Source organism: Kocuria sp. KSNUG (genome assembly GCF_049532735.1).
GTDB classification, from domain to species: Bacteria; Actinomycetota; Actinomycetes; order Actinomycetales; family Micrococcaceae; genus Kocuria; species Kocuria rhizophila.
This window is the reverse complement of record NZ_CP150981.1, coordinates 1,558,045-1,579,332: the sequence shown is the minus strand read 5'-3', so window position 1 is coordinate 1,579,332 and position 21,288 is coordinate 1,558,045. Positions and strand designations below refer to the sequence as shown.

The 21,288-nt window shown below is 71.6% G+C and carries 18 protein-coding genes; 6 read left to right on the top strand and 12 right to left on the bottom strand.

The window, feature by feature from the left end:
• Positions 1-33: 33 nt before the first annotated feature.
• The 9 genes from mraY to dinB all read right to left on the bottom strand — a co-directional run bounded on the left by mraY (position 34) and on the right by dinB (position 10,645).
• Positions 34-1,167 (bottom strand): phospho-N-acetylmuramoyl-pentapeptide-transferase, encoded by a 1,134-nt coding sequence (mraY, locus tag AABM36_RS06820; RefSeq protein WP_423445420.1) that lies wholly within the window; start codon positions 1,165-1,167, stop codon positions 34-36.
• A 5-nt stretch (positions 1,168-1,172) separates the two neighbouring features.
• Positions 1,173-2,651, bottom strand: a complete 1,479-nt coding sequence (locus tag AABM36_RS06815; RefSeq protein ID WP_423445418.1) for a UDP-N-acetylmuramoyl-tripeptide--D-alanyl-D-alanine ligase — start codon at positions 2,649-2,651, stop codon at positions 1,173-1,175.
• Positions 2,648-4,288 (bottom strand): UDP-N-acetylmuramoyl-L-alanyl-D-glutamate--2,6-diaminopimelate ligase, encoded by a 1,641-nt coding sequence (locus tag AABM36_RS06810; RefSeq protein WP_423445416.1) that lies wholly within the window; start codon positions 4,286-4,288, stop codon positions 2,648-2,650. The genes AABM36_RS06815 and AABM36_RS06810 overlap by 4 nt, the downstream gene beginning before the upstream one ends.
• Before the next feature lie 97 nt (positions 4,289-4,385).
• Positions 4,386-6,239, bottom strand: a complete 1,854-nt coding sequence (locus AABM36_RS06805; RefSeq protein WP_423445414.1) for a peptidoglycan D,D-transpeptidase FtsI family protein — start codon at positions 6,237-6,239, stop codon at positions 4,386-4,388.
• Between the two features lie 83 nt (positions 6,240-6,322).
• Positions 6,323-6,934 carry a hypothetical protein gene (locus tag AABM36_RS06800; RefSeq protein WP_423445412.1) on the bottom strand — a complete coding sequence of 204 codons (612 nt, stop codon included), beginning with the start codon at positions 6,932-6,934 and terminating at the stop codon, positions 6,323-6,325.
• Entirely contained in the window at positions 6,931-7,914 is a 984-nt protein-coding gene (gene rsmH / locus AABM36_RS06795; RefSeq protein ID WP_423445410.1) for a 16S rRNA (cytosine(1402)-N(4))-methyltransferase RsmH, read from the bottom strand. Before rsmH ends, AABM36_RS06800 begins: the two co-directional genes overlap by 4 nt.
• Before the next feature lie 344 nt (positions 7,915-8,258).
• The gene (gene mraZ, locus AABM36_RS06790; RefSeq protein ID WP_423445408.1) at positions 8,259-8,690 is read right to left on the bottom strand and encodes a division/cell wall cluster transcriptional repressor MraZ; all 432 of its coding nucleotides are present in this window, start codon (positions 8,688-8,690) and stop codon (positions 8,259-8,261) included.
• 273 nt (positions 8,691-8,963) lie between these two features.
• Positions 8,964-9,356, bottom strand: coding sequence for a DUF3040 domain-containing protein (locus AABM36_RS06785; protein ID WP_423445406.1), 393 nt, complete (start codon positions 9,354-9,356; stop codon positions 8,964-8,966).
• A gap of 50 nt (positions 9,357-9,406) precedes the next feature.
• Positions 9,407-10,645: a DNA polymerase IV gene (dinB, locus tag AABM36_RS06780; protein ID WP_423445404.1), complete on the bottom strand. Its 1,239-nt coding sequence runs from the start codon at positions 10,643-10,645 to the stop codon at positions 9,407-9,409.
• Between the two features lie 217 nt (positions 10,646-10,862).
• Here dinB and AABM36_RS06775 point away from each other — a divergent pair, with 217 nt between their 5' ends.
• Positions 10,863-11,975 carry a polyprenyl synthetase family protein gene (locus AABM36_RS06775; RefSeq protein ID WP_423445402.1) on the top strand — a complete coding sequence of 371 codons (1,113 nt, stop codon included), beginning with the start codon at positions 10,863-10,865 and terminating at the stop codon, positions 11,973-11,975.
• A 94-nt stretch (positions 11,976-12,069) separates the two neighbouring features.
• On the opposite strand, the gene AABM36_RS06770 is transcribed toward AABM36_RS06775, so the two are convergent.
• Positions 12,070-12,462, bottom strand: a complete 393-nt coding sequence (locus tag AABM36_RS06770) for an Rv2175c family DNA-binding protein (protein WP_423445401.1) — start codon at positions 12,460-12,462, stop codon at positions 12,070-12,072.
• Positions 12,463-12,598: 136 nt separating this feature from the next.
• On the opposite strand from AABM36_RS06770, the gene AABM36_RS06765 reads away from it, so the two are divergent.
• Together AABM36_RS06765 and AABM36_RS06760 are read left to right on the top strand one after the other, a co-directional pair.
• Positions 12,599-13,735: a LysM peptidoglycan-binding domain-containing protein gene (locus AABM36_RS06765; RefSeq protein ID WP_423445399.1), complete on the top strand. Its 1,137-nt coding sequence runs from the start codon at positions 12,599-12,601 to the stop codon at positions 13,733-13,735.
• A gap of 4 nt (positions 13,736-13,739) precedes the next feature.
• Positions 13,740-15,659 (top strand): protein kinase domain-containing protein, encoded by a 1,920-nt coding sequence (locus AABM36_RS06760; protein WP_423445397.1) that lies wholly within the window; start codon positions 13,740-13,742, stop codon positions 15,657-15,659.
• Between the two features lie 88 nt (positions 15,660-15,747).
• On the opposite strand, the gene AABM36_RS06755 is transcribed toward AABM36_RS06760, so the two are convergent.
• Both AABM36_RS06755 and AABM36_RS06750 read right to left on the bottom strand, forming a co-directional pair.
• Positions 15,748-17,142, bottom strand: coding sequence for a class II 3-deoxy-7-phosphoheptulonate synthase (locus AABM36_RS06755; protein WP_423445395.1), 1,395 nt, complete (start codon positions 17,140-17,142; stop codon positions 15,748-15,750).
• Positions 17,143-17,151: 9 nt separating this feature from the next.
• Positions 17,152-18,018, bottom strand: coding sequence for a lysophospholipid acyltransferase family protein (locus AABM36_RS06750; protein ID WP_423445392.1), 867 nt, complete (start codon positions 18,016-18,018; stop codon positions 17,152-17,154).
• A 131-nt stretch (positions 18,019-18,149) separates the two neighbouring features.
• On the opposite strand from AABM36_RS06750, the gene AABM36_RS06745 reads away from it, so the two are divergent.
• The 3 genes from AABM36_RS06745 to AABM36_RS06735 all read left to right on the top strand — a co-directional run bounded on the left by AABM36_RS06745 (position 18,150) and on the right by AABM36_RS06735 (position 21,285).
• Complete coding sequence (locus AABM36_RS06745) at positions 18,150-18,938, top strand: alpha/beta hydrolase (RefSeq protein WP_423445390.1); 789 nt, start codon at positions 18,150-18,152, stop codon at positions 18,936-18,938.
• Entirely contained in the window at positions 18,935-19,348 is a 414-nt protein-coding gene (locus AABM36_RS06740; RefSeq protein ID WP_423445388.1) for a hypothetical protein, read from the top strand. The genes AABM36_RS06745 and AABM36_RS06740 overlap by 4 nt, the downstream gene beginning before the upstream one ends.
• Before the next feature lie 128 nt (positions 19,349-19,476).
• A complete protein-coding gene (locus AABM36_RS06735; protein WP_423445387.1) occupies positions 19,477-21,285 on the top strand; it encodes an AMP-dependent synthetase/ligase in 1,809 nt (602 codons plus the stop codon).
• The last annotated feature ends 3 nt before the right edge of the window (positions 21,286-21,288 follow it).

Below are 21,288 nucleotides of genomic sequence, written 5' to 3'. Positions count from 1 at the left end.
GCTCGTGGGCCGCCCGGGTGCCGGGCGGCGTCGTCAGTGCAGGGCCTCGGTTCCCGGGAACGCGCCGCCGTTGAACAGCAGCCAGTCACCGTAGAACATGCCCAGGGCCGCCGCCACGAAGAGTCCGGCGATCACCCAGAAGCGCACCACGATGGTGACCTCCTGCCAGCCCTTGAGCTCGAAGTGGTGCTGCAGCGGCGCCATCTTGAAGATCCGCTTGCCGTGGGAGAGCTTGAAGTAGCCCACCTGCAGGATCACGGACATCGTGATGATCACGAACAGACCCGCGATCAGCACGAGCAGCAGCTCGGTGCGGGAGAGCACCGCGAACGCGGCCAGTGCGCCGCCGAGGCCCAGGGAGCCGGTGTCCCCCATGAAGATCTTGGCGGGCGAGGTGTTCCACCACAGGAAGCCGATCAGCGACCCCACGAGAGCGGCCGCCACGATGGAGAGGTCCATGGGGTCCCGCACCTCGTAGCACGCGGCCTGCGCCACGTTCTCGCACAGGTGCCCGGCCTGCCACAGCGTGATCAGCATGTAGCCGCTGAACACCAGGATGGAGGCACCCGTTGCGAGCCCGTCCAGACCGTCCGTGAGGTTCACCGCGTTGGTGGTTCCGGTGGCGATCAGGTTCACCCAGACCACGAACAGCAGCAGCCCGATGACGGGCCCCGCGAACGCGAGGTCGATCCCCGTGTCCCGGGTCCAGGAGATCGCCGTGGAGGCCGGGGTGTTGCCACCCTCGTCCGGGAAGAACAGCACGAGCACCGCGAATGCGCTGCCGATCGCGCCCTGCAGCACCATCTTCCCGGCAGCGGTGAGGCCGAGGTTCTGCTTCTGGGAGATCTTCTTGTAGTCGTCCAGGAACCCCACGAGTCCCATGCCGAGCATGAGGGCGAGCGCGAGGACCCCGGAGATCGTGATGCCGCCGTTGGCGGGCCACAGGATGACGCTGATCAGGTGGGTCACCAGGTACGCGGCCACGACCGACAGCAGGATGGCCACGCCGCCCATGGTGGGTGTGCCACGCTTGGTCTGGTGCGAGGTGGGACCGTCGTCGCGGATGTACTGGCCGTAGCCGTGCCGGGCCAGGACCTTGATGAGCAGGGGCGTCCCGAAGATCGAGAAGACGAGACCGAGTCCCGCCGCCATGAGCAGTTGAATCATCGGGCTCAGCCCTCCTGGTGGTTCGAGTCGGCGCCGCGCCGGGCGATGCGGTCGCCCAGGTGGTGGAGTCCGGCGGCGTTGGAGGACTTCAGCAGCACGATGTCCCCGGGGCGCAGCACGGCCTCGAGGTGCTCCTGCGCGGCCTCGGCGTCCGGGACCCACGCCGCCTCCTCGCCCCAGGACCCCTCGAGCGTTGCCGCGGTGAACACGGGCCGGGCGAGGTCCCCCACGGCGACCACGTGCGAGATGTTGAGACGCACGAGCAGCTGCCCGAGGTCCGCGTGGGCGGCGATCGACTCGTCCCCGAGCTCGTGCATCCCGCCGATCACCGCGATCGTGCGCCGCGGCGGGTGCTCGGCGTCGCCCCGGCCCAGCTGGGCGAGGGTCTGCAGCGCGGCCTTCATGGACTGCGGGTTGGCGTTGTAGGCGTCGTTGACCACGGTCACGCCGTCCGGCCGTTCGGTGCGCTCCATGCGCCACCGCGAGCGCGGCCCCCGGCCCTCCAGCCCGGCGGCGATGCGCGCGGGCTCCACCCCGGCCGCGCACGCCACCGAGGCGGCGGCGAGCAGGTTGGTCACGTGGTGCACCCCGATCAGCTGCGAGCGCACCGGGAAGGCCGAGCCGTCCGGGAAGTGCAGCGTGAAGGACGGACACCCGTCCGCGCCCGTGGTGACGTCCCCGGCCCACACGCGCGGGTCCGGGTGGGCGGGGTCGCGCGGCTCGGGCCCCTCTCCGAAGGACAGGGTGCGCGCCGCGGTGCGCTCGCGCATGGCCCTCACGCGGGCGTCGTCGTCGTTGAGCACGGCGGTGCCCCCGGGCGCGAGGGCCTCGACCATCTCACCCTTGGCGCGCGCGATGTTCTCTACGCCGCCGAACTCCCCCGCGTGCGCGGAGCCGACGCACAGCACCGCTCCCACGTCCGGGCGCACCATGTCGCACAGGTAGCGGATGTTGCCGATGTGGGTGGCGCCCATCTCGATCACGAGGTACTCGGTGTCCTCCGTGGCGGTGAACACCGTGAGCGGGACGCCCACCTCACCGTTGTAGGAGTTGCGGGGGGCCACGGTGGGGCCCTCCGCGCCGAAGATCCCGTGCAACAGGTCCTTGGTGGTGGTCTTGCCCACCGACCCCGTCACGGCCACGACCGTGACCGGGTGCTCGGCCCGCAGCCGCTGCACCACGCAGCTCGCGAGCGCACCCATGGCCAGAACCACGTCCTCGACCACCACGCACGGGTACGGGCTGCCGGACTCGTCCAGGACCTCGCGCTCGGTGAGGTGCAGCACGGCTCCGGCGGCCGCGGCCTGCGGCACGAAGCGGTGACCGTCCGTGGTCTCCCCCGGCTTCGCCACGAACAGCGTGCCGGGCGCGACCTCGCGCGAGTCCGTGGTCACGGCGGTGACGACCACGGAGTCGGGGTCCGGGACGCCGGCGAGCCGGCCACTCACGGCCTCCGCGATCCGGGCGGCGGAGATGGCGATCATTTCTGCTCCTCTGAGTGCGTCTGCAGGGCGGCCAGGGCCTCCCGCAGCTCCACGCGGTCGTCCAGGGGGACGTCCACGCCGTCGACGTCCTGCACGGTCTCGTGGCCCCTGCCGGCCACGATGACCGAGTCCTCGGGCCGGGCCATGCGCACCGCGGTGCGGATGGCGGTGGCGCGCGGTTCGATGACCAGCACCTCGGAGGCCCGGGCACCCGCCGCCACGGCCTCACGGGCACCGGCGGCCACCTGCTCGCGGATCGGGCCGGGATCCTCCGCGTGGGGATCGTCGTCCGTGACGATCACCACGTCCGCCTCCTCGGCGGCCACGCGACCCATGACGGGACGCTTGGTGGTGTCCCGCTCCCCCGTGGCGCCGAACACGACGATCACGCGGCCGTCCTCGGGGTCCACCGAGCGCAGCGCACGCACCAGGGCGTCCGGGTTGTGGGCGAAGTCCACGAGCGAGGTGGGCCGGGTCCCCACGAGCTCCATGCGACCGGGCACGCTCGCGGTGAGCGGGTCGTGCTCGTCCAGGGCGCGCTGCAGGGTGTTGAGCGCCACGCCCGAGTCCAGCACCATGAGCACAGCGAGCGCCGCATTGGCCACGTTGAAGTCACCCGGCAGCCCGGTGTGCACACGCAGCTCACGGCCGTCCCGGTGCCGCAGCACGAACGACGTCCCGATGCCCCGGCTGGTCAGCGAGCTGAGCGTCCAGTCCGCCGTGTCCGGCTCGGGGCCCGCGTGGTCGCTTCCCCGAAGGGCCACGGTGCTCACGTTCTGCGCCCCGAGGTTCTCCCGTGCCCGCCGCGCCATGGCGGCGCCCCACGGGTCGTCCTCGGAGAGCACGACGACGGCGCGCCGCGTCCGCTGCGCCGTGAACAGCTGGGCCTTGGCCTCGAAGTACTCCGCCATGGAGCCGTGCAGGTCCAGGTGGTCCTGGGTGAGGTTGGTGAACCCCGCGACGTCGTAGCGCACCCCGTCCACGCGGTGGAACTCGAGCGCGTGCGAGGAGACCTCCATGGCGGTGGCCGTGATCCCCCGTTCCCGCATGAGCGCCAGCAGGCTGTGGACGTGGGGGGCCTCCGGGGTGGTGAGCTGCGACGGGATGGGGGTGTCCCCGGCGAGGATCTCGATGGTCCCGATCAGCCCCGTGGTGTGTCCCAGGGCGCGCAGGATGGAGGTGGTGAAGTAGGTGGTGGTCGTCTTGCCGTTGGTCCCGGTCACGGCGAAGAGCTCCTGGGCCGCGCCGTCCTCCGGCTGGGAGCCGTAGACGGCCGCGGCCACGGAGCCCACCCACTGCCGGGGCTCGGGGCTCACGAGCACGGGCAGCTCCACGCCGGCCCGCGCGAGCTCCGCCGCCCCGTCCGGATCCGTGAGCACGGCCACCGCGCCGGCCGCGGCGGCGTCGGACGCGAAGCGGGCACCGTGGACGCGGGCACCGGGCAGGGCCGCGTAGAGGTCACCGGGCTGCACCTCCCGGGAGTTCAGCACCACGCCCGTGACGGAACCCGGACGGCCCGTGGCCACCGGCACCAGCCGGGCGCCCGTGAGCCGGGCGATGTCCTCGACCGTGTGCGGGACGGGGTGGGACGGACGCACGCTCTGCGCGTCCGATCCCTCGCGGGCAGATGCCACCATGAATATCCTCTTCGAACCTGTCTGCGGACGTGCCCCGTCCACCCGGGCCGGTGTCTCACCGGTGATTGCTCGTGCGTTGTCTCTCTGAGTCCGCAGTTTATCCCTGGGACTCGTCCCTGCCCGGCTGGGGCCAGGTCTGCTCGAGCGCGTTGGTGGGTGTCACGTCCTTCTTGATGTTCTCCGGCACCTGCATGTCCAGCTCCGGCGCCTTGGTGGTGGAGGGTGCCACGTTGTAGTGGTGCAGCACCTGGGACATGATCTGGGAGAACGTGGAGGTCACGCCCACGGTGTGGACGTCGCCCTGCGGCCGCTGCATGGTCACGCCCACGAGGTACTGGGGGTCCTCCATGGGCGCCACCCCCACGAAGGACGTGGTGAAGCCGTCGTAGCCGCCCTTCTCGCTCGGCGCCTCCGCGGTGCCCGTCTTGCCGCCCACGCGGTAGCCCGGCACGGCGGCGTCCTTCGCGCCGCCCTGGGTGACCACGTTCTCCATCACGTCCAGGGTCTGCTGGGCGGCGGTCTCGGAGATCACCTGCTTCGGGGCGGGGCTCTCCGGCGTGGTGACCGTGCCGTCCGGGGCCGTGGTGGACTCCACGATCCGCGGCTCGATCTGCTTCCCCCCGTTGGCCACCGCCTGGAAGATCGTCGCCGTGCGCAGGGGCGTCTGCGACACGCCCTGTCCGAACAGCACGGTGTACTCCTGACGGGCGTCCCACTGTGCGGCCGGGGTCAGGATGCCCGTGGACTCACCGGGCAGCTCGATGCCGGTGGCCGAGCCCACGCCGAACTCCTCGAGGTTGTCGTGGCGGGTCTCCTTGTCCATCTTGGAGCCCATGATCACGGTGCCCGTGTTCATGGAGTCCGCGATGATGCCCGCGGCAGTGCGATTCTGCGTCCCGTGGTCGAACGCGTCCGTGATCTTCTCGGAGCCGATCTGCAGGTACGGCGGCACGGTGATCTCGGTCTCCGGCGCCACGATGCCCCGGTCCAGGGCTCCGGCGAGCGTGGCGATCTTCTCCGTGGACCCGGGCTCGACAGCCTGCGTCACCGCGCGCGAGGAGAGATCCTCCGCGTCCGCCTTGCCCGGCACGTTCGGATCCACCGAGGACGAGTCCGCGAGCGCGAGCACCTTGCCGGTCTTCACGTCCATGACCACGGCGGTGCCCCACTCGGCCTTGAGCTCCTTGGTGCGCTCGCGCACGGCCTGCTCCGCGAAGAACTGGACGTCGCTGTCCAGGGACAGCTGGACGTCCGAGCCGTCCTGCGCGGCCTTCTGCTCCTGCGGCGCCACCGGGATGCGCACCCCGTCGCCGGAGATCTCGAACTGGCGCTCGCCGTCCGTGCCCCGCAGCAGCTCGTCCTGGGTCTGCTCGATGCCACCGAGGGCCTGACCCTCGCTGCCCAGGAAGCCCACCACGGAACCGCCCAGGGAGCCGTTCGGGTAGCTGCGCTGGAAGGTGGGCTGACCGTAGATGTAGGGCAGATTCAGTTCGCGCAGCGCGTTGTACTGCTCGGGGGTGACGCCCCGTGCCACGTAGTTGAAGGTCTTGTCGCCGTCCAGCGCGTTCTTGACGTCCGTGTCCTTCATCCCCAGCGCGTCGGCGATCTTGTAGACCGCCTGGGTGGGCGTCACGGTCTCCACGGTGCCGTCCTTGTTCGGAACCGCAACGTCCGTGACCGCCGTCTGATCCACCGTGATGTCGTAGCGTTGCAGCGTGCGTGCCAGCACGGTGCCGCTCGTGTCCGTGATCTCGCCCCGCACCGCGGGAATGGGCTCCACCATGGTCCGCTGCTGCGCCGCCGCCTCGGCACGGCCCGAGGGGTCCAGGCCCTGCACCCAGAAGAGCCGACCGGCCACGAGCAGCAGCAGCGCCAGCAGGAGGGCAATCCCCACCTGGGTGCGCGTGTAGGGCCTGAGCAGGCGGTTCCTGCGCGCGGGTGCTGGTGACACGGTCTTCCTCGATTCCTGGACGCCTGCGTGGTGCGGCTACCTCCGACGGGTGCTGGTTCCGGTCCGCGGGGCGGACCGCCGGGTTATTGACCGGGCGCGCGCTGCGACGGCGCGGGGATGGAACCGCCGTTGAGATCCCGCGCCTCCTCCGCCTTGCGGTCGGCCTCACGCTGGGCGGTCTTCTTCTCCGCCTCCTCCTTGGCGCGCTTCTCCGCACGCTCCTCTGCGGCCGCGCGGTTCTTCTCGGCGGCGTCGGAGCCCTTCATCTCCGCGGGCGGGACGAGGACGTCCTGGGAGTCCTTCTTCTCCGCCGGCGCGGACGGCGGTGTGACGTCGCCGGTGTCCACGTTGATGCTGCCCACGTCCTGGGCCGGCACCATGCCGAGGTCGTTGGCACGGGCCGCGAGGTTCTGCGGCGCGGCGTTGGCCTCGATGTCCTGCGTGAGCGCCTCGTTCTCCTGCGAGAGCGCCCGCTCCTGCCCGGTGAGCTCGGTCAGCTGGTACTGCCCCTGCGTGATCTGGACGTTCAGCAGCAGGATGCCCACGAGTGCGGCGGCCAGTGCGAGCGCGCACATCACCACCGTGGAGACACGACTGCGGCGGGGCGCGCGCCGCGGCACCACGGACAGCGGTTGCCGCTCCGCGTCACCCGGGGACTGCGGGGCCGACGCCGCGCGGTCCGGTCCTCGGCTCATCGCGTCCCCCCTGGTGTCGTCGTCTCCCGCAGCCGCTGCGCCGCCCGGAGCCGGGCGGAAGTGGCGCGCGGGTTGCTCGTGGTCTCGTCCTCGTGGGCCCGCTCGGCCCCACGGGTGACGACCTTCAGCACCGGCTGGTGCTCCGCAAGCTCCACCGGGAAGCCCCGAGGTGCCGTGGATCGCGCACCGCGAGCGAACTCCTGCTTGACGATTCTGTCCTCCAGGGAGTGGTAGCTCATGGCGACGACACGCCCTCCCACCCTGACAGTTTCCACGGCCGCGGGGATCGCGCGCTCCAGGACGTCCAGCTCCTCATTGACCTCGATCCGCAGCGCCTGGAACGTCTGCTTGGCCGGGTGCCCCTTCTTGTGCTGCGCCGCGGCGGGAACCGCCGAGCGCACCACCTCCACGAGCTGGGCGGTGGTGTCCAGCGGTGCCTGAGTGCGCGCGGCGACGATGGCGCGCGCGATCCGCGGCGCGAAGCGGTCCTCCCCCCACCGGTAGATGATGTCCCGCAGCTGCGCCTCGGAGTACTCGTTGACCACCGTGTGGGCCGTGAGCTCGGCCCGGGAGTCCATGCGCATGTCGAGCGGGGCGTCGAAGGAGTAGGCGAAGCCGCGGTCGCGCTCGTCCAGCTGGAGGGAGGAGACACCCAGGTCGAAGAGGATCCCGTCCACCCGCTCCACACCCGCCAGCGCGGCGGCGTCGGCGATGTGGTCGTACGTGGTGTGGATGCTCCTGAAGCGGTCCCCGAACCGCTCGAGCCGCCGCCCGGCGAGCCGCAGCGCCTGCGGGTCCCGGTCGATGCCCACCACCCTGACGCCCGGAAAACGGTCGAGGATCGCCTCGGTGTGTCCCCCCATCCCCAGAGTCGCGTCGACGACCACCGGGTTCGGGGACTCCAGTGCCGGGGCGAGGAGGTCGAGGCAGCGGTGCAGCATCACGGGAACGTGCCGCTGCTCGGCGGGCGCCTCTTCCATGCCGGGCTCCTGGTCTGTTGCTGGTGGTGCTGGGGGGGGTGGGTCGGGGACCCTGTGCCATGGTACGGGCCGTGACCGCCCGCCGACGCGGCCGGGGAACCGGCCGGTGAGGTCGCACCGCCCGGCGACGGCGCGGATCGCGTGGCGGGCCCGGCAGTACTGGCCGCACGGATCCGTCCCCGGGCGCAGCGGTCCTTCGAGCCGGCCACCCGGTCACCAGATCCCCATCCGCCGCTCGCCCCTCGAATCCGGCCTGGCTCGGGGGAAGTCGAGTCAGGACGGTGACGTGGGCGGCTGGAGATCTCATGACCGGGAACGCACCGGCGAGGCACCGGGCCGGGACCTCAGAAGAGCCCGGGGATGACCTCGTCCTGCGTCTCGGAGAATGCCGCTTCCTTCTCCGAGAGGTACTGCTGCCAGGCGGTCGCATCCCAGATCTCGGCGCGGCTGCCCGCCCCGATCACCGCCAGTTCCCGGTCCAGGCCCGCATAGGAGCGCAGGGACGCAGGAATGGTGATGCGACCTTGCTTGTCCGGCACCTCGTCCGAGGCACCGGAGAGAAAAACGCGGATGTAGTCCCTGGCCTGCTTGGACGACAGCGGCGCCGCCCGCATCTGTTCGTGGACCCTGGCGAACTCCTGCGCACTGAACACGTACAGGCATCGCTCCTGTCCGCGCGTCAGCACGAGTCCGTCCGCCAGTTCAGCCCGGAACTTGGCCGGAAGGATGAGCCGTGCCTTGTCGTCGAGACGCGGTTCGTATGTTCCGAGAAACATCGCCACCGCCTTCGACTCAGGGCCAGCCCGACCCCCGCTTCTCTACCGCCCTCCACTTTACTCCACTCCACTCCCCGGTCAATGCGAAACCCTCCACAATGCCACGCGTGGCACCACACCCAGGGGCGCCCGGCCAGCGCGGATGGGAGCCCAACCATGCCCTGTCCTGGGACGGGAGCGGGCGTGCCGCGGGAGGGAACACAAAAGAACTCCCCGGCGACACGCCGGGGAGTTCGGGAAAGATCGGGGCCGCGAGGGCCTGTGGCGGGCCGCTCAGAGCCCGCCCTGGTTGCGTTTGTCCCACTTCTCCTCGAGACCCTGGAGGAAAGTGGAGGACTTCTTCGGGGCGGGGCCGGAGCCTCCGGGGGTGCCGGCGGTGGACGACGCCTCGCCCGCGGGAGCCTTGCTGCGCAGAGTGGCCACGTACGTGCCGCCGGCCATGATCACGAACCCGAGCACCCCCACCACGATCAGCTGCGTGGACACCCCGGCGAGGAGAACACCGAGTCCCACCACCGCGAGGACGACTCCCAGCACGACGTTGCGCATGGAGCCCCTCCCCCGCACCGTCTCGGTGTGCATGCTGGATGCGAAGCGGGGGTCGTCTTCGTGCAGCTGCTTCTCGAGCTGGGCGAGAAGCTGCTGTTCGTGCTCGGAGAGAGGCACGATTCCTCCTGTGGGGTTGAGAGAGCGAGGCGGTGGCCGTGGGCCGTCCCTCACGTACCGTCCAGAATATCCCGTGGCGGAGCGTTTGGCACCGTGGGTTCCATCAGTTTCGCTGGACGCACGGTCCCCGGCCCGAAGCGGTGGTGCACCCGGTCCATGGCCTCCTCGGCGGCTCCCCACTCCCCCTCGCGGCCGTCCAGGCTGAGCTGGAGGGCGTGGCCGGAGCCCACGAGCTTCTCGGACCTGACACCCACCAGCCGCACCGCTTGCGGGCGCGACCCCAGGGCGTCGAGCAGACCGGCGGCCTCCGTGTAGAGGTCGTGGGCGGAGGCCACGGGGTGGCCCAGGGTGCGCGAGCGGGTGATCGTGGTGAAGTCCGCGTACCGCAGCTTGAGCCCCACCCGTCCCGTGAGCAGCCCGCGGCCTCGCAACCGGGCCGCCGTGTCGTGGCTCAGCCCGAGCAGGACGCGCTTGAGCAGGGCGGTGTCCGCCACGTCCGTCTGGAACGTGCGTTCGGCCCCCAGGCTCTTGTCCTCCCGCACGGGTGTCACGGGGCGCGGGTCGTGGCCGAGGGCCAGCTGCTGCAGGTGTGAGCCCGCGGCCACCCCCACGAGGGCGTGCAGCCGCGGCAGCGGGGTGTCCGCGATGTCCCCCACCGTGGCGAGTCCCGCCGCGTGCAGGGTCTCGGACGTGCGTCGACCCACGCCCCACAGCCGCTGCACCGGCAGGTGGGCGAGGAACGCCCGGGTGTGCTCCGGGGCCACCACGAGCAGTCCGTCCGGCTTGCAGTGCGCCGAGGCGATCTTGGCCACCGTCTTGTTCTCGCCGATCCCCACGGACGCGGTGAGCCCGGTCCGCTCGTGGATGGTGCGCCGCAGCCGCCGGGCGATCTCCACGGGCGGTCCGCAGCGGCGGATGGCGCCCGAGACGTCCACGAACGCCTCGTCCACGCTCAGCTGTTCCACCCGGTCCGTCACCGAGCGGAAGATGTCCATCACGATCGCCGAGTAGTGGGCGTAGGCCTCCCGGTGGGGTTCCAGCAGCACTGCCGAGGGGCACCTGGCCCGCGCCTGGGAGACCGGCATGGCGGAGTGCACCCCGTACTCACGGGCCTCGTAGGAGGCCGAGAGCACCACGGAGCGCGGCCCGGATCCCGCGACGATCACGGGGCGGCCGCGGTGCTGCGGTGCGCTGAGCAGCTCGACCCCCACGTAGAACATGTCCATGTCCACGTGCAGGATGGCGCAGCGCCGGTACTCGTCCAGCTGCTGCGAGCTCGGACCGCCCATCGTGTGCGCCTCCCGTCTCCGCTCCACCCGGGACGAACCCGGAGACGTCCCACCGTGTCGGGGCCGGGACCGAAACCATCCTAGGACCCGGCTCCGACACGCTGAACCGAGGCCGTGACGTGCCGCTAGGCTGGGCGGGCCGGTCCGCGGACCCCGCGGGCGAGCCCGTCCCGCGTGGCCCGGCACACGCCACCCCTCCCAGCAAAGGTGCCCCGGAATGACCTCCACGGACGATCCCGCCGCCTCTGCCGCCGCGCAGGACGCCCAGTTCTCCGCCCGGCTCGACACCGCCATCCGCGAGTTCTTCACCTCCGAGCGGGAACGAGTCACCGCCATCTCTCCCGACGCCACGCGACTGGTGGCGGCCATCGCGGACCTCACGGACGGCGGCAAGCGGCTGCGTGCACGACTGTGCCACTGGGGCTGGTGCGCCGCGGGCGGTGAGGCGGGCAGCGACGTCGTGGTGGCCGCGGCGGCATCTCTCGAACTGTTCCAGACAGCGGCACTGATCCACGACGACGTCCTGGACCGCTCGGACACCCGCCGGGGCGGCCCGAGCGTCCACAGGGTCTTCGAGGCCGTCCACCGCGAAGCGGGCTGGGCCGCGGACCCCGAGCACTTCGGTGTGGGTGCCGCCGTGCTCACCGGGGACATGAGCCTGTCCTTCGCCGAGCAGCTCTTCGCCGAGGCCGCCGCGGGGGTGCCCCGCCCCGCGGGTGCCACGGCGCGGCACATCTTCTCGAGCATGCGCACCGAGGTCATGGCCGGGCAGTACCTGGACATCCACGCGGAGGTCGCCCCACCGTCGCACGACGCCGCGGTGCAGCTCGAGCGCGCCATGACGGTGCTTCGCTACAAGTCCGCCAAGTACTCGGTGGAGCACCCCGTGGCCATCGGGGCCGCCCTGGCCGGTGGGGACGAGCAGTTCCTGAGCGCGTGCGCAGCATTCAGTCTTCCCCTGGGAGAGGCGTTCCAGCTGCGCGACGACGTCCTGGGGGTGTTCGGCGACCCGGAGACCACGGGCAAGCCCGCCGGGGACGACATCAGGGAAGGCAAGCGCACCGCCCTGATCGCGCTCTGCACCGCCGGGTGCTCCCCGGAGCAGCGACAGTGGCTCGAATCGGTGCTGGGCTGCGAACGGCTCACCGAGGAGGACGTGGCGCGGGTGCGCGACCTCATGCGCTCCAGCGGCGCCCACGATCGGTCCGAGGAGCTCATCGCGGACCTCGTGGCGTCCTCGGACGAGGCGTTGGCGGTGCTCCCCACCGGTGAGGTGCCCCGCGCGGGACTGCGGGCGCTGGCGGACGCGGCCGTGCGCCGCACACGCTGAGTCACCCCGGATGAGGGGCCGTGAGCCCCACGCCGCGGGCGGGATCCGGGCACGCCACAGGCTGGCGCCCTCCCCGGGTCTCAGTCGGCCCGGTTCACCAGCCGAGTGCCTGCGCCCGGCGCCGCACCTCGGTCTTCTGACCACGCCGGAGGGCGTCGATCGGACGACCGGGAAGGGACTCGTCCTCGGTGAACAGCCAGCGGATGGCCTGCGCGTCCGTGAAGGCCGCGTCACGCAGCACCGCCACCGTGCCCTTGAGGGAGTCCACGGGGTGCGAGCCGTCCATGAACGCCGCGGGCACCACGCGCACCCGGTCCTCGGGGCGGCGCACCTCCAGGAGGGAGCCGTCGTCCATGAGCCGGTGCACCCTGGTGATCTGGATGTCCATGGCCTCGGCGATGTCCGGCAGGTGTGTCCACTCGCCCACGAGCGCGTCGAGTTCGGAGAATTCCTGGGGCGTGAGATCGGTTGCGTAGTTCACGCCCACTACTCTGCCACGCCGCCACAGGCCTGCAGAACCCGGGTGGGCGGCACGGGGTCGGGTAATCTGGCAGCACAGCGTGCGGCGCCCCCGGTGCCCCCGATCGTCCCTTTCCCCCCACGTCGAGGCAGGTATCGCGAACATGCCGGTTGAGCCGCCCCACGACCGCCACACCCCCCGCGGCCAGTGGTCCCGTCGCGCCGCTCACGGGTCCGTGGCCGCCCTGACGGCCCTCACAGCGCTGGGAACCGTGGGCGCGGCCCAGGCCGCACCCACCACCCCGCAGACCGTTCAGGTGGCCCAGCAGCACGCGGGACAGGTGACCGTGGTCCCCGGGGACTCCGTGTGGTCCCTGGCCACCCGCCACGGCGTGAGCGTCTCGGAGCTGATGACCGCCAACGACATCCCGGCGCACGGCATGATCCGCCCGGGCCAGCGGCTGCGCATCCCCGAGACCCCGAACCCCGCGGACGGAGGGCCAGCCCCCGCCCAGGGGAAGGACGCCCCGAAGGCGTCCCCCGCGGGCGGCAGCTCCACGCCCGCGCCCGCGGGCATGCACCACAGCGTGGCAGCCGGGGACACTCTCTGGAACCTCGCCCAGCGCTACGAGGTGAGCGTGGCCGAGCTCATGCGGGACAACTCGCTCTCCCCGAACGAGGTGCTGCGGCCCGGGCGCACCCTCACGATTCCCGGGGCTCCCCGAGACGCGGCGCCCGCGCGCGGGACGGGGGCGGCGTCGTCGTCCCCCACCCCCGAACGCACCGGGACCACGGCCCCGGCGAAGGGGCCGGCAGTGGGCGCCTCCTTCGCGGGCCGCCAGTACCCCCGGGAGGTCGTGGACTCGGCCAACGCGCACCACGAGCAGCTGCGCTCGCGCGACGTTCCGCCGCCTGAGCAGATCCGGCAGATGGTGGAGGCCACCGCCCGGGACATGGGCGTGGACCCGGCCCTCGCCCTGGCCCACGCGTCCCAGGAGTCCGGCTTCCGCCACGACGTCGTGTCCCCGGCGGACGCCGTGGGCACCATGCAGGTGGTGCCGGCCGCGGGACGGTGGGCCTCCGCAATGGTGGGCCGCGACCTGGACCTGCTGGACCCGCAGGACAACATCACCGCCGGCGTGGCCATCATCCGGGAGCTGCAGGACAGGGCTCCGGACAGGGCAACCGGGATCGGCGCCTACTACCAGGGTCTGCACGGCGTGAGCACGTACGGTATGTATTCCGACACCAAGGCATACGTCAAGGCCGTGAGCGCACAGGAACGGAAATTTGCCCAGTAGCAGCATGAACGACCACCGTGTGGGGGCCCTGCTCGAGAACCGCTACCGCGTTCTCCGGCGGATCGCCCACGGGGGAACGGCCGCCGTCTACGAGGGCCTGGACGAACGCCTCGAACGGCCCGTGGCCCTGAAGATCATGCACCCGCACTTCGCGGACGACCCCCGCTTCGTCACCCGGGCCGAACGCGAGGCGAAGGCCGCAGCCCGGCTCCACGACCCCCACGTGGTGGCGGTGCTGGACCAGGGGCGCACGGACGACGGCGTGCTGTATTTGGTGCTCGAGTTCGTGGACGGCCCCACCCTGCGCGAGGTCGTCGCACACGAGGCGCCGATGGGCCCGCACCGCGCCCTCGAGCTGCTCGTGCCCGTGCTCCGGGGCCTCGCCAGGGCCCACCGCACCGGCCTGGTGCACCGCGACGTCAAGCCCGAGAACGTCCTGCTGACCGCGGACGGACAGGTCAAGGTCGCGGACTTCGGCCTCACGCGCGCCGTGGACGACCACACCGCCAGCACCACCGTGCTGGGCACCGTGGGCTACGCCGCGCCCGAGCTGGTGGGTGACGGGCCCGTGGACCAGCGCAGCGACGTGTACGCCGTGGGCATCATGGCCTACGAGATGCTCACGGGTTCCCGCCCGTACACGGGCACGGCGCTGCAGGTCGCCACCGCGCACGTGAGCCGGGACGTGCCCGCCCCGAGCGGGATCGCCGCGGACGTGCCCCCCGCCCTGGACGAGTTCGTGCTGCGGGCCACCTCCCGCGACGCCTCCCGGCGTCCCGCCGACGCCGCCGAGCTGCTGGACCTCGCCCTCGCCGTCCGACGCTCCCTGCCCGCTCCCGCGGATCCGCCGTCGCTGCGGGAGGCCGCCACCGAGGTCCTCGCCCGAGGCGCCCATCCGCACTCCGGGCATCCGGAGGAGGCACCCACGGAGGCCCTGGGATCCGAGGACGCCGGTCGCGCCACCCCCTTCGGGGAGGCGGCCACCGAGGCCATGGGCCTCGGGCTCCAGGAGGTCCCCACCGAAGCCATCGGCTCCGCCACGCACGACGTCCCCACGGAGGCTCTCGGCACGTCGTCGCGCGAGGCACCCACCGAGGTCGTGGGTGCGAGCGCCGGGGAGCACCCCGCAGGTCACGGCTCCCCGATCCTGCCCGCCTACGAGGAGGACGCCACGGGCACCGTGGCGCTCACCCAGGTGGGTTCCACGGCGCACCGGGCACCGCACCAGCCGCGCGTACGCCTGAACCCCCCGGCCCAGCCGTTGCACGTGGCCCTCGCGGTCGTGGTGTTCGCGCTGCTGCTCACGGTGGCGGCGTTCCTGGGGTGGTGGCTGGGGTCCGCGCCCGGAACGGCCTCCGCAACGGTGCCCCCGGTGGCGGGGCAGGACACCGCGACGGCCGAACGCACCCTCAACGCCGCGGGGATCTCCAACGTGGGGGTGAGCAGCACCCCGAGCCGCGAGACGCCGGAGGGCACGGTGATCTCCACCGATCCGGCCGCCTCCGCCACGGTTCGCGGCATCGAACAGGTCAATCTCCTGGTCTCCTCCGGTCCCGCCCAGGTGGACGCTCCGGCGCTGACCGGGATGTCGGCCGACGACGCCGAGGCGGCCGTGAGCGCCGCGGGTCTCGTGCTCGGCGAGGTCACCCGGGAGTACTCGACGCAGCCGGCGGGCACCGTGCTGTCCCAGTCCCCCGAGGCGGGCAGCCGCGTGGACGAGGGAACGCAGGTGTCCCTCACCGTGGCCACGGACTCACCGCAGGGACCGGTTCCGAACGTGGTGGGCAAGGACGCCGACACGGCGCGGGCCACCCTCGAGGAGCAGGGCTACACCGTACAGGTCGACTCCCCCGTGGGCTCCCACCTCAACCGGGTGGTGCGCCAGCGCGAGGACGGAGACACCGTGGTGCTCACCGTCCTCTGAGCCCCCGCACGATTCCCGACCGGCCACCGGTACAGGACGCTCACGTGCCCGCGCCGGACAGCCGCGGCCCGGCGCGGGAGCACGACCGTCAGTGCTGCGCGGAGAGGTACTCCGCCACCAGGAACGCGATCTCGAGCGACTGCTTGTGGTTGAGCCGCGGATCGCACAGCGTCTCGTAGCGCTCGGCGAAGGAGGACTCGGCCACGGGGTCCGAGCCGCCGAGGCACTCGGCCACGTCGTCACCGGTCATCTCCACGTGGATGCCGCCGGGGAACGTGCCGAGCTCGCGGTGCACCTCGAAGAAGCCGCGCACCTCGTCCACCACGTCCTCGAAGTTGCGGGTCTTGTACCCGGAGGACAGGGACACGGTGTTGCCGTGCATGGGATCGGTGACCCACACGGGCTTCGCGCCGGAGTCCTCGACCGCCGTGATGACCGGCGGCAGCTTCTCCCGGATGTTTTTCGCGCCCATGCGGGTGATGAACGTGAGGCGACCGGGCTCGCGGTCGGGATCGAGCGCGTCGATCAGGCGCAGGGCGTCGTCGCCGGAGGTGCCGGGGCCGAGCTTGACGCCGATCGGGTTGCGCAGCCTCGAGAGCAGGTCCACGTGGGCGCCGTCGAGGTCGCGCGTCCGCTCACCGATCCACAGGAAGTGCCCCGACGTGCCGTACGGCAGGTGCGTGCGGGAGTCGATGCGCGTGAGCGCCCGCTCGTAGTCCAGCAGCAGGGCCTCGTGGCCCGCGAAGAACTCGGTGGTCTTGAGGGCGTCGAAGTCGGAGCCGCACGCGGCCATGAACTTGACGGCGTGGTCGATCTCGCGCGCCATCGACTCGTAGCGGGCGTACGCGGGGTTCGCCGCGAAACCCATGTTCCACGCGTGCACGCGGCGCAGGTCCGCGAAACCGCCCTGGGTGAAGGCGCGGATCAGGTTCAGGGTGGAGACCGAGGTGTGGTAGCCGCGCAGCATCCGGCGGGGATCGTGGACGCGGGACTCCTCGGTGAAGTCGAAGCCGTTGACCATCTCACCGCGGAACGACGGCAGGGTGACACCGTCTCGGGTCTCCTCGTTGGAGGAACGCGGCTTGGAGAACTGCCCGGCCATCCGGCCCATCTTCACCACGGGCATGGACGCACCGTAGGTGAGCACCACCGCCATCTGCAGCAGCGTGCGGACCCGGCCGGAGATCTTGTCCGCTGTGGCTCCCGCGAACGTCTCGGCGCAGTCGCCGCCCTGGAGGAAGAAGGCCTCGCCGTTGGCCACCTGGGCGAGACGTTCCCGGAGGGTGTCCACCTCCCCGGCGAAGACCAGGGGCGGGACCGCGCCCAGCTCCTGGATAGTGGCCGCGAAGTCCGGGTGCTCCGCCCACTGGGGATGCTGCCCGATGGTCCTTCCCCGCCACTCGTCCAGTCCGGGGTAGTCCGCCGCGCTCGGCGAGGGGGTCATCACGGATCGGAGCTGTTCAGGCAGGGTCTCGGAACTCATTCCCCCAGTCTAGGCCGTGGGACCAGGGGTCCCGTCACCCGCCCCGGTGTCCGTCCCGCCATGCGGACGGCGGTGCAGGGTGTCGTTGAGGTGCCCGGCCTGCTGGGACACCGCGTCCGTGACGGAACGGCCCTTGTCCCTGGTGGCCTGGGCCACCTCCTTGGCCTGGGCGAGCAGGGCGGAGGTCTTCCCGTCCGCCAGCCGGCGCTTGTGCTCGGTGGCGTAGACGTCCGCGACCTCCTGGCCGGACAGCCGCTGGATGGCGGCCATGATCTCGTCCGTCACACGCCGCAGCGTGGCGTGGTCACCCTGCTGCCCACTCAGGTGGGAGTAGTCCATGGGCTCACCGAAGATCGTGGTGATCCGGGCGCGGCGGGGGTCCGGGAAACGGGACCCCAGCGGCTGCATCTTGTCCGTGCCGATCATGGCCACGGGGATCACGGGGGCTCCGGACTCCAGGGCGAGGCGGGCCACCCCCACCTTGCCGCGGTACAGCCGCCCGTCCGGGGAGCGGGTGCCCTCCGGGTAGATGCCCAGCAGCTTGCCCTCGGCCAGGGCCTGGCCCCCCGCGCTCAGGGACTTCGCGCTGGCCTGACCGCCGCGGCGGCCCATGGGGATCTGGTTGATCGCCCTGAAGAACGCCGCCGTGAGGCGCCCCTTCAGACCGGGCGTGTTGAAGTACTCGGACTTGGCCAGGAAGAAGACCTGCCGCGGCACGGCCACGGGCATGAAGATGGTGTCCGGCACGGACAGGTGGTTGCTCGCCAGGATCGCGGGACCGCTGGACGGGACGTGCTCCAGGCCGATCACGGTGGGTCGGCAGACCCTGTTGACCACGGGTGCCACCACGTAGTTCCTGAGGAACATGTACACCATGAGCGTGTGCCCTTTCATCGGCGCGGGACCCGGGCCTGTTCGGCCCGGTCGGGGGACGCCCGGTGCAGTGGCCCCGGGCGGTCCCGGGCGATTCTCTCATGCGGGGTGACGGCGGCTGGCACAATGGCGCCATGTCATCGGATCTGCAACGACACGACTCCCTGCACCTGCCCGGCGCCTCCTCCGTGGGGGTCCTGGTGCTCCACGGCTTCAGTTCCACGACCGCTTCCGTGGCGAACTGGGCCCGGGCGATCCACACGGCCACCGACTCCGCCGGCGCGGCCCCCGGGGTGAGCGTGCCCCTGCTGCCGGGTCACGGAACCCACTGGCAGGACCTCGCGGCGCAGCCGTGGCAGGCGTGGCGCGACGCCGTGGACGCGCACTACTGGCAGCTGCGGCGACGGCACGGGCACGTGGTCGTGTGCGGGCTGTCCATGGGCGGGGCACTCGCCCTGCACACCGCGGCCCGCCGGGAGGTCTCCGGCGTGCTGCTCGTGAACCCCGCACTGTCCCTGGTGAACAGGGCGGCGCGGTTCAGCAGGGTGCTCGCCACCGCCGTGCCGTCCTACGCGGGGATCGGCAGCGACATCCGCAAGGAGTCCGTCCTGGAGTCGGCGTACGACCGCACGCCGCTGGCCGCGGTGGCGCAGCTCAACGTGCTGATGCACCGCACGGTGCAGATGCTGCCGGCGGTCACCGCCCCGGCGATCGTGTTCCGCTCCGACGTGGACCACGTGGTCTCGGGTGCCTCCGCGGACCTCGTGGCGCAGCGCACGCGCGGTCCGGTGCGGGTGGTCCCCCTGCCGGACAGCTACCACGTGGCCACCCTGGACCACGACGCGCCGCTCGTGGAGCAGACCTCGCGGGACGCCGTGCAGCGCGTCTGCCGCGGTCTGCCGCTGCTGCCGGAGACGGCGTGAGCTCCCGGGACGGATCGGAGGATCCCTTCGAGAGCATCATCCGGTCCAACACGTGGGACGACGTCCCGGGTGACGACGAGGACATGGAACCCTGGGCGGAGGACCTCGAGTGGGTTCCTCGGGAGCAGCCCCCGGAGGACGTCCCGGAGGAGCTGAACGAGGTGGACGCGGACGCCGTCTACGATCCAGATCCCGGCCCGGTGACGGGCGGGGTCTCCCCCGCCATGCTGCGCGCACTGAGCGTGCTGGTCGCGGTGCTCGTGATCATGCTGGGGCTCACCGTTCTGCCCGGTAGGCTGCCCGGGGCGGTCTGGGTGGCGGGTCTCGCCGGGGCCATGGCGGGGCTGTTCCTCGTGTTCCGCGCGCTGCCGGAGGACTCCCCCGAGGACGACGACGGTGCGGTCCTCTGACACCGGTGTCCCACCGCGGGCATGGCGACACGGTTCGACCCCGCTTGTGTGGACACGTCCACCAACGGCGCGGTGTGAAGGTGAACACACCGTAAACTGAGACTCAATCTCGCCAGGAAGGTACCCCCATGAGACGCGTCAGCGCCCCGGCCATCGTCGATCCCCTGCCCTACCCCGGCATCGCCCACATCCTCGAGGAGCGTGCCCGCACGCAGCCGGATCTGGTGCTCTACACGATCCTCGCCCCCGGGCGGGAGCGGGACGTCACCGCTCGCGAGTTCCGCGCCGAAGTCGTGGCCCTCGCCCGCGGGATGGCCGCCCAGGGGATCCGCTCCGGGGACCGCGTGGGTCTGCTGAGCCGCACCCGCTACGAGTGGACCCTCGTGGACTTCGCCCTGTGGTGGCTCGGAGCGGTCCCGGTGCCGGTCTACGACACGTCGTCCCCCGACCAGATCGCCTGGATCCTCTCGGACTCCCGTGCCACGGCCGTGTTCGTCGAGACGGACGAGCTCGCCGGGCGCGTGCGGGAAGCCCACCGCATCACCCCCTTCCCGGCCGAGCAGCGCATCCGGGTGTTCGACACGGACGACGCCGAGATCTCCCTGGACGCGGTGGTGCGGGCGGGCTCCGGGCGCGAGGACCTGCAGACCCCGTACGACGGCGTGAGCCTGGACGACGCCGCCACGCTCATCTACACCTCCGGGACCACCGGACCGCCCAAGGGCTGCGAGCTGACCCACCGCAATTTCGTGGCGTGCTCCCAGAACACGATTCCCGTGGCCGGGGAGCTCATGCACGAGGGCGCGCGCACCCTGCTGTTCCTGCCGCTGGCCCACGTGTTCGCCCGGTTCGTGGAGGTCACCTCCCTGGACGCCGGCATCGCCCTGGCGCACACCCCCGACGTCTCCCAGCTCATGGACGACCTCGCCCGGTTCAAGCCCACTTTCATCCTGGCGGTGCCACGGGTCTTCGAGAAGATCCTGGTGGGGGCTCGCTTCAAGGCCCAGGCGGGCTCACCCGTGAAGAAGCTGATCTTCGAGCGCGCGGTGGCCACGGCTGCCGCATGGTCCAAGGCCTCCCAGCAGGGCCGCGTCTCGCCGTGGCTCGCGGCGCGCCACCGCCTGTACGACAAGCTGGTGTACTCCACGCTGCGCCAGGCCATGGGCGGGGAGGTCCGCTACGCCGTCTCGGGTGGCGCGGCGCTGGGCGAGCACCTGGCGCACTTCTTCAACGGCATCGGCGTGTACGTGGTGGAGGGCTACGGGCTCACCGAGACCACCGCGCCCATCTCCGCGAACGTGCCGAGCATCAACCGGCTGGGCACCGTGGGCCACCCCATGCCCGGCAACGAGGTGGCCATCGCGGAGGACGGCGAGATCCTGGTGCGCGGCGTCAACGTGTTCGAGCGCTACAACGGGTTGCCCGAGAAGACCGCCGAGGCCTTCCACGACGGCTGGTTCGCCACCGGTGACCTGGGGCACCTGGACGACGAGGGCCTGCTGACGGTCACCGGCCGCAAGAAGGAGATCATCGTCACGGCGAGCGGCAAGAACGTGATTCCCACGATGCTGGAGGACCCCATCCGGGCGTCCGCCACGGTGGGGCAGATCATGGTGGTCGGTGAGAACCGCCCGTTCGTGGCGGCCCTGATCACGCTCGATCCGGAAACCCTCGCCAACGTCCTGCCCACCCTCGGTCTGGACCCCGGTCTGAGCGTCGCGCAGGCGGCCCGTGAGAAAGCCGTCATCGACCACGTGCAGCGGATCGTGGACCACGCGAACACCAAGGTCTCGCGCGCGGAGGGCATCAAGGCCTTCCGGATCCTGGACCGCGACCTCACCGTGGAGGACGGCTACCTCACGCCGTCCCTCAAGCTCAAGCGGTCGGTGGTGGCCGAGGACTTCGCGGACGTCATCGACGACATCTACGCCACGTAGCCC